Source organism: Microcoleus sp. B5-D4 (assembly GCF_036705145.1).
Lineage (GTDB): Bacteria > Cyanobacteriota > Cyanobacteriia > Cyanobacteriales > Microcoleaceae > Microcoleus.
The window spans coordinates 1-6,964 of the sequence record NZ_JAUBTV010000152.1 but is presented as its reverse complement, the minus strand read 5'-3'; the positions used below and the strand labels follow the sequence as shown (position 1 = coordinate 6,964).

At 46.4% G+C, this 6,964-nt stretch carries 7 protein-coding genes; all 7 read left to right on the top strand.

Features of this window, described 5'->3' with window-relative positions:
* Positions 1 to 45 precede the first annotated feature (45 nt).
* The 7 genes from QUB10_RS34365 (at position 46) to QUB10_RS33320 (ending at position 6,832) form a co-directional block, all read left to right on the top strand.
* Positions 46 to 459, top strand: a complete 414-nt coding sequence (locus QUB10_RS34365; protein WP_445300838.1) for a CVNH domain-containing protein — start codon at positions 46 to 48, stop codon at positions 457 to 459.
* A 49-nt stretch (positions 460 to 508) separates the two neighbouring features.
* Positions 509 to 2,071, top strand: a complete 1,563-nt coding sequence (locus QUB10_RS33345) for a GMC family oxidoreductase N-terminal domain-containing protein (RefSeq protein WP_333207389.1) — start codon at positions 509 to 511, stop codon at positions 2,069 to 2,071.
* Between the two features lie 181 nt (positions 2,072 to 2,252).
* On the top strand, positions 2,253 to 2,600 hold the full coding sequence (locus QUB10_RS33340) for a nuclear transport factor 2 family protein (protein ID WP_333207388.1): 348 nt from the start codon (positions 2,253 to 2,255) through the stop codon (positions 2,598 to 2,600).
* A 54-nt stretch (positions 2,601 to 2,654) separates the two neighbouring features.
* Positions 2,655 to 3,035, top strand: coding sequence for a hypothetical protein (locus QUB10_RS33335; RefSeq protein WP_333207386.1), 381 nt, complete (start codon positions 2,655 to 2,657; stop codon positions 3,033 to 3,035).
* Between the two features lie 136 nt (positions 3,036 to 3,171).
* Complete coding sequence (locus tag QUB10_RS33330) at positions 3,172 to 4,197, top strand: nitronate monooxygenase (protein ID WP_333207385.1); 1,026 nt, start codon at positions 3,172 to 3,174, stop codon at positions 4,195 to 4,197.
* Between the two features lie 59 nt (positions 4,198 to 4,256).
* Positions 4,257 to 5,237, top strand: coding sequence for an alpha/beta hydrolase (locus QUB10_RS33325; RefSeq protein ID WP_333207384.1), 981 nt, complete (start codon positions 4,257 to 4,259; stop codon positions 5,235 to 5,237).
* A 233-nt stretch (positions 5,238 to 5,470) separates the two neighbouring features.
* A complete protein-coding gene (locus QUB10_RS33320) occupies positions 5,471 to 6,832 on the top strand; it encodes an IS4 family transposase (RefSeq protein WP_333207383.1) in 1,362 nt (453 codons plus the stop codon).
* The last annotated feature ends 132 nt before the right edge of the window (positions 6,833 to 6,964 follow it).

Below are 6,964 nucleotides of genomic sequence, written 5' to 3'. Positions count from 1 at the left end.
AGTTACATCGTCAAATATTTTTAACTGGTTTACACACTGCTGTTATTGTACCTCATCTTTCTGAGAAAGGCTATAGCTTTTGTTGCTTGTGGTGCAATTCTAGCTGTAATTCCCAGGGAACCTGCTTTGGCAAGGCCCACATCTCCTAGCAGTTATCAAAGTTCTTGTCAGAATATTAAGATTACCGGAGCGACTTTATCAGCAAGATGTCGTCTAGCTAATGGCTCAACTAAGTCAACATCAATTTTGATTCGGGGAATAGAGAATCAAAATGGAAACTTGACTTATTCTCGCAATCCAAGAGCCGCTAGCAGTTATCAAGCTTCTTGTAAGAATATTGATAATACCGGATTGACTTTATTAGCAAGTTGTCGTCTAGTCAATGGCTCAACCAAGTCAACATCAATTTTGATTCGGGGAATAGAGAATCAAAATGGAAACTTGACGTATTCTCGCTAGCAATTAAGGTCTGATTAATCCACGACAGACAGCAAACCAGGAGAATTCCATGACGAACTATGACTACATTATTATCGGTGCAGGTTCGGCAGGCTGCGTAGTTGCCAACCGTTTGACAGAAGACAGTAAAACAACCGTGTTATTACTCGAAGCTGGCAACCCAGATACCAAACCAGAGATTCAAATCCCGTCAGACTGCCTAAAACTATTAGGTTCTGAGGTGGACTGGGGATATTTTTCCGAACCAGAACCGTACTTAAATAATCGCAAAATCTACTGTCCCCGTGGCAAAGTTTTGGGTGGCAGCAGTGCGATTAATTTCATGATTTACATTCGAGGCAATCGTCACGATTATGACCACTGGCAAGAATTAGGTAATCCCGGTTGGAGTTACCAGGATATGTTGCCCTATTTCAAGAAATCCGAGCACCAGCAACGAGGTGCCTCCGAATACCACGGGGTTGATGGGGAGTTGAGCGTCACGGATCTCATGGACACTGCGGTAATGTCTCAACGCTTTGTCGAGACAGCAGTGGCAATGGGCTATGACGATAATCCTGACTTCAACGGCAGTCAACAAGAAGGGGCAGGCTTTTATCAATTTACGATTAAAGATGGGAAGCGGCACAGTACCGCTGCGGCTTTTCTGCTTCCCATTCTCGATCGTCCGAATTTGACAACCACAACAGGCGCGTTGGTGACGCGGTTGTTATTTGAGGGCACTTGCACCGTTGGGGTGGAATATCTTCACGAGGGCACACTGCACCAGGTCAGCGTCAACCAGGAAGTGATTTTAAGTGCTGGTGCATTCGATTCGCCCAAACTGCTGCTGCTGTCCGGCATTGGGGATGCAGCACGCCTGCAAGCCTTGGGCATTCCTGTTGTCGCAGATCTGCCTGGGGTCGGCCAAAATCTCCAAGACCACGTTCTCGTTCCCATTACCTACCAGGCAACTGAGGCTGTCCACCCTGCCAACAGCAGCAGTGGGATTGGTGAAGCTGGATTGTTCTTGCATAGCGAGCATAACTTGGATGTTGCACCAGATTTACAGTGTTTCGCAGGTCCCATTCTGTGGGCACCACCTGGCTCTAACCGCTCTGGTCCGGGATTCTTTGGGGTCGCCTCTTTGACCCATGCTCAAAACATTGGGAGTGTCAGCTTGCGATCGTCCGATCCCAAAGATACACCGATGATTCGGCTGAACTCTCTGCAAAGTGAAACTGATGTACAAACGCTAGTTGTAGGGATTAAACTACTCCGCCAAATCTTTGAGACTGATGCCTTTGATGAGTTTCAAGGGGAGGAACTGGCTCCTGGTAGCGACTTGCAGAGCGATGAAGCGCTCTCCGCTTACATCCGAGACGCTTGCGATACGATGTACCATCCGGTCGGCACTTGCAAAATGGGCACTGATTCAATGGCGGTGGTAGACCCCGAACTGCGGGTACATGGGGTTGAGGGATTGCGTATTGTCGATGCTTCCATCATGCCAACGATCACTACAGGAAATACGAATGGGCCGATAATTGCGATCGGCGAAAAAGCAGCCGATTTAATTAAAGTCGCAGGTGGCGTTTCAAAGCAAAGACCTTTGGCGATGATCGCACACTGAAAAGAGCGATCGATCAGTTTTTAGGAGAATCGACGATCGTGATGCTCGATCGATTAAGTCCAGATGAAGTGACAGCACTAGAACTGGCAACGGGTGTACCGAAATGCTTTGAAATATGCCTAACACAACAGGAAACATGAGCGCGCCAGCCCAATATGAGATGCCAACAGTGCTTCAACGAATGTCTGATGCCATCAACGCACACGACGTTGACGCGCTCGTGAGCTGCTTCGCTAATGATTACAAGGGTGAACTACCGCTGCATCCTGAGAGTTCCTTCGCCGGACTAGCCCAAGTCCGGGAGAACTGGACTGCCTTGTTTGCCCAGGTTCCAGATTTACGTGCAACTTTGGTTGCTTCGACGATCCACTGTGACCTCGCCTGGGCTGAATGGCACTGGCAAGGTACGCGCACGTCCGGATCGGCACTGAATATGCGTGGTGTAGTCGTTGCTGGCCTACGCAACGGAATCATCGCGTGGGCAAGGCTATACATGGAGCCGGTTCATGACCAGTCGTCAACTGGCTAGGTAGAAGTAGATTCTAAGAAGAAAACCGAACGCTCAAAACTACAAGAGGAAACTATGAAAACACTACTGAAGCGATTTGCGTTACTGCTTGGTTTGATGACTGGTGTTTCAACTTATCTCGTCTTACCTGCCTCGGCTGACTCTACTGCTGACTTGGTACTCAGTTTGAAGTGCCAAGGTGGATACAACGTTAATGTTTGGAAAAGGTATAATTCGGGCGAACTTCTCTACCGTTCTACAAGTCCTCAAGGTAATTTGAGTTTGGGCAAGGGAACTAGAGACGATACAGGAGTGGCTCAAGTTTATAAGTTTAAGAATGGCAACTATAAATATCAGGTGCTTGGTGGTAAGGGAGATCATCAAGGGAAGGGGACTTTAGAGGTGTACAAGAACGATCGCTCCATTATGAGTAAAACTTGTACACCCAATGGATGAATTGATCTGCTTGTGAACAACTCAAAAACCTGTCTTTAGAAATAGAAAGATTAACTGGCTGCTTAACTCAGGGAACTTGAGTGGTCGGAACAGGATGAACGTTGAAGAATGAAAGCAGTACATAAAAAAGAAAATTATGACACCAACTCTCGCATCAGTAGGATATATGCACACTCTTCTCTGTCGCCAGATCGGCATTACCCACCCCATCTTCTCCGCAGGTATGGGACCTGTAGCCGGACCAGAACTCGCGGCGGCGGTGTCGAATGCTGGTGGCTGTGGGGTGCTGGGTGGAGTGTTCATGCCACCCCCGATCCTCCAACAAGCGATCCGCCGCATCCGCGCCCTGACGCAGAAACCTTTTGGGGTGAACCTCATTCTTCCCCTGCTAGAAGAAGGGCAGATTGATGTCTGCCTAGCAGAGCGGGTACCGCTGCTGGTGCTCTTTTGGGGTGATCCAAGCCCCTACATCGCCGAGGCTCACCGACATAATACCAAGGTCTTTATCCAGGTGGGGTCGATCGAGGAAGCCACAGCCGCTGCCGCTATGGGTGTTGATGCGCTCATCGTTCAAGGGGTCGAAGCAGGGGGGCACGTGAGGAGCCGCACCTCGCTGTCAACCCTTGTGCCAGCGGTGGTCGATGCGGTTACATCCGTGCCTGTGCTTGCCGCTGGAGGTATTGCTACGGGTCGAGGAGTGGTAGCAGCCCTCAATCTTGGAGCACAAGCGGTGTCAATGGGGACGCGGTTTCTGTGTAGCACCGAAGCCGCTGCAACTCGTGCTTACCAGGAACGGGTCGTCAGCAGCACAGCCGAGGACACGGTGTATACCACGCTTTTCGATGGTGGTTGGTCTGATGCGCCCCACCGGGTGCTACGCAATGCTACGTTCACGGAGTGGGAGGCTGCGGGCTGTCCAACGAGTGGGCAGCGTCCAGGTGAGGGGACGATCGTCGGTACTGTCCCACTGGCTGGCACCACTATGGATGTGCCGAAATATGGGTCGATGATTCCAATCACTGGCTTCATCGGGGATATGGAGTCTGTGGCTCTCTATGCAGGAGAGTCTTGCAATCTGATTCACGACATTAAGCCCGCAGCGCAGATTGTTCAGGACGTGGTACGAGAGGCTGAAGAGGTCATCGCACAGATGCAGCGGTAACGGAAAAATTAACTCGCCGCTTAACTCAGGGAACTTGAGTGTTCTGAATGCAATGAAAGTTGAAGAATGAACACATTAAGGAGTTGGAGCGACCTGCAACACCAATCAGCGAACACAATCGCTATCAGTGCGTGGAAGACACCACAAAGGACAATATGCAAAGGAAAACATTCAAAACGTCTGATGGTGCCCAATTGAGCTACATCAGTGCAGGTCAAGGAAAACCGCTCGTGATGCTTCACGGTTGGTCGCAGTCGGCGGAACAATTCAAATATCAAATTCCCGTTTTTGCCGAACACTATCAGGTGATCGCTGTTGATTTGCGGGGACATGGTGAGTCAGAAAAAGTATCGTTCGGTTATCGAATTTCTCGCTTGTCTAAGGATGTTCAGGAATTAATCGGTGCTCTGCAACTCGAAAAGCCACACCTGCTAGGTCACTCAATGGGATGTGCCATCATCTGGAGCTATCTCGATCTATTTGGGTTGGATGAAATCGATCGGTTAGTGTTGGTCGATCAATCGCCACTAGGAACATTGCGATCGCATTGGAACGTTCAAGAAATAGCAGAATCCGGGGCAATTTTTACTGCTGAACAACTCAATGCAGTAATACATAGCCTGGAGAACGGCAACGCCGAGGAATCGACTCGAAACATCCTGACTTCAATGGTTACATCAGCGATGTCAAAGGAACAGTTCGAGTGGATCGTCGAGTGCAACTTTCGCTGTCCGCGCGCGATCGCTGCAACTCTGCTATACAACCATCTTCATACGGACTGGCGCGATCAAATTGTCAGAATTCGTCAGCCAACTTTGATTATTGGTGGCAGAAAAAGTCTGGTTCCGTGGACATCGCAAGCCTGGATTAATCAAAGCATTCCTGACTCTGAGTTGGAAATCTTTGAGGAGGCTGAAGGTGGGGGACATTTCATGTTCATCGAGAATCCAGAAAAGTTCAACCGACGAGTTTTGCAGTTTCTATCGCGATCGCTTTACCCAGCAGCCCAACATTCCTTCCACCGGGGCGCGGACAACTGATGTCGCGGTCAATTAAAGCACTACAGGTTGCGCCGGGTGAATGCGTCGTGATGGCATCAGCCCGAAAGTCGATCGATCCCGTGATTCAGGGTGGTCGTTTATCTAAATATCAACGCTAGATCATTTGTGACAAGTTAAGAAAAAGTGCAAATTGTCAAGGGGGGTAGACAAAAGAAGGTATAATAGGCTAAAACATATATCTGGCAAGCATTTGAGCCCAAATTGAACCTGTTATGACTCGCAAAAAACGAATCAACCGAGATCATGCAAAGAAAAAAAATCGTCCCCAAGTAGAAAATGAAGCGATCGCGAATCACCTGGAAGATTTATTAATTCCAGCAATGGCTGCCCAAAAAACTTTTTATCGCCAACTAAATTTAAGAGATAGAATTCTGACATTACCATTAATGATGGCAGCAATATTAAGTTTATTATGGCGAGACATAGCAGGAGTAACAGAATTAACCAGATTATTAAATAGAGAGGGATTTTTATGGTGTCAGCCACAAGAAATTAGCCAACAAGCATTATCACAAAGATTTTTAACTTTTCCAGCAATTTTATTTGAAAAAGTATTTAAGGAATTACTACCTCATTTTCGTCAGGAATGGTTAACAAGAAAATCAAGACCCCTTCCAGATAGCGTACAATTTGCCTTAAAAAACTTTGAAAACATCTGGATAGCTGACGGCTCAACATTAGAAGCATTATTTAAGAAGCTACAAAGTTTATCAGATGTGCCAATTGGTCAATTATCCGGAAAAATGGGAGTAATAATAGACCTAGTAACTCATCTTCCCGAAGAAATTTGGTTTTGGACAAATCCCAAACAAGCAGATACTCATTGGGAAGAAGACTTACTAAAAGCAGTTAAGCCAAAAACCTTGCTGTTACTGGATCGAGGCTTCTATCACTTCGCTTTTTGGCAAAAACTCATAGACCAAGAAATTGGATTTATCACTCGAATCAAGAAAGGTGCATCTTATCAAATCGAGCGGGTATTAACCAATACTTATGATGTCAAAGACCAGATAATTAAAATAGGTGCAGGTACAAAACAAACACCAGCTTTGACTATAAGATTAGTACAGATTCGCTCCAAGACTTCCTGGCGTTCTTATCTGACAAGTGTCCGAGAACCTGAAATATTGCCCCCCTATGTAGTAGCAGATTTATATCAAAGACGCTGGCGAATTGAAGACGCATTTTGTACAGTAAAAAGATTATTAAATCTCAGCTATTTATGGACAGGTTCATTAAACGGAATTAAGCTCCAAATCTGGGCTACTTGGCTATTTTATGCGGTTTTAGTAGATTTAGGAGATGCGGTGGCAGATGAATTAGGAGTACCAATTGAACGTGTTTCATTAGAAATGATTGATCGGGGGATGTATCATTTTTCGGTTGCCTATCAAAAAGGATTAGCTTCTGACCTAGTTAAGTATTTTGCCTCCGATAAAAATCAAGATTTAGGGATTGTTAAGCGACGACGAAAACCTCATGTCAGGCTAATTATTTCTCCTTTCCCTGGAACTCAAAGAAGTCCCGAACAATTTTTTTTCAATAATAAAGGAACAAATGGAGTCATATTTTAATTGGGTCAACAGGTAAAACATGAGTAAAATTACTCATTGACAATAGTGCTTTTAGCCCACATTCCGCAGATGTGATTATCTTACTGGTATTTTTCAAAAATCAAAGCCATAAAGCTTTTTTTAGTCTAACTA

Coding starts and splice junctions, on each gene's coding strand:
- QUB10_RS33335 (WP_333207386.1), top strand. CDS start 2,655: ATGAAAACACTACTGAAGCGATTTGCGTTACTGCTTGGTTTGATGACT.
- QUB10_RS33330 (WP_333207385.1), top strand. CDS start 3,172: ATGACACCAACTCTCGCATCAGTAGGATATATGCACACTCTTCTCTGT.
- QUB10_RS33345 (WP_333207389.1), top strand. CDS start 509: ATGACGAACTATGACTACATTATTATCGGTGCAGGTTCGGCAGGCTGC.
- QUB10_RS33320 (WP_333207383.1), top strand. CDS start 5,471: ATGACTCGCAAAAAACGAATCAACCGAGATCATGCAAAGAAAAAAAAT.
- QUB10_RS33340 (WP_333207388.1), top strand. CDS start 2,253: ATGTCTGATGCCATCAACGCACACGACGTTGACGCGCTCGTGAGCTGC.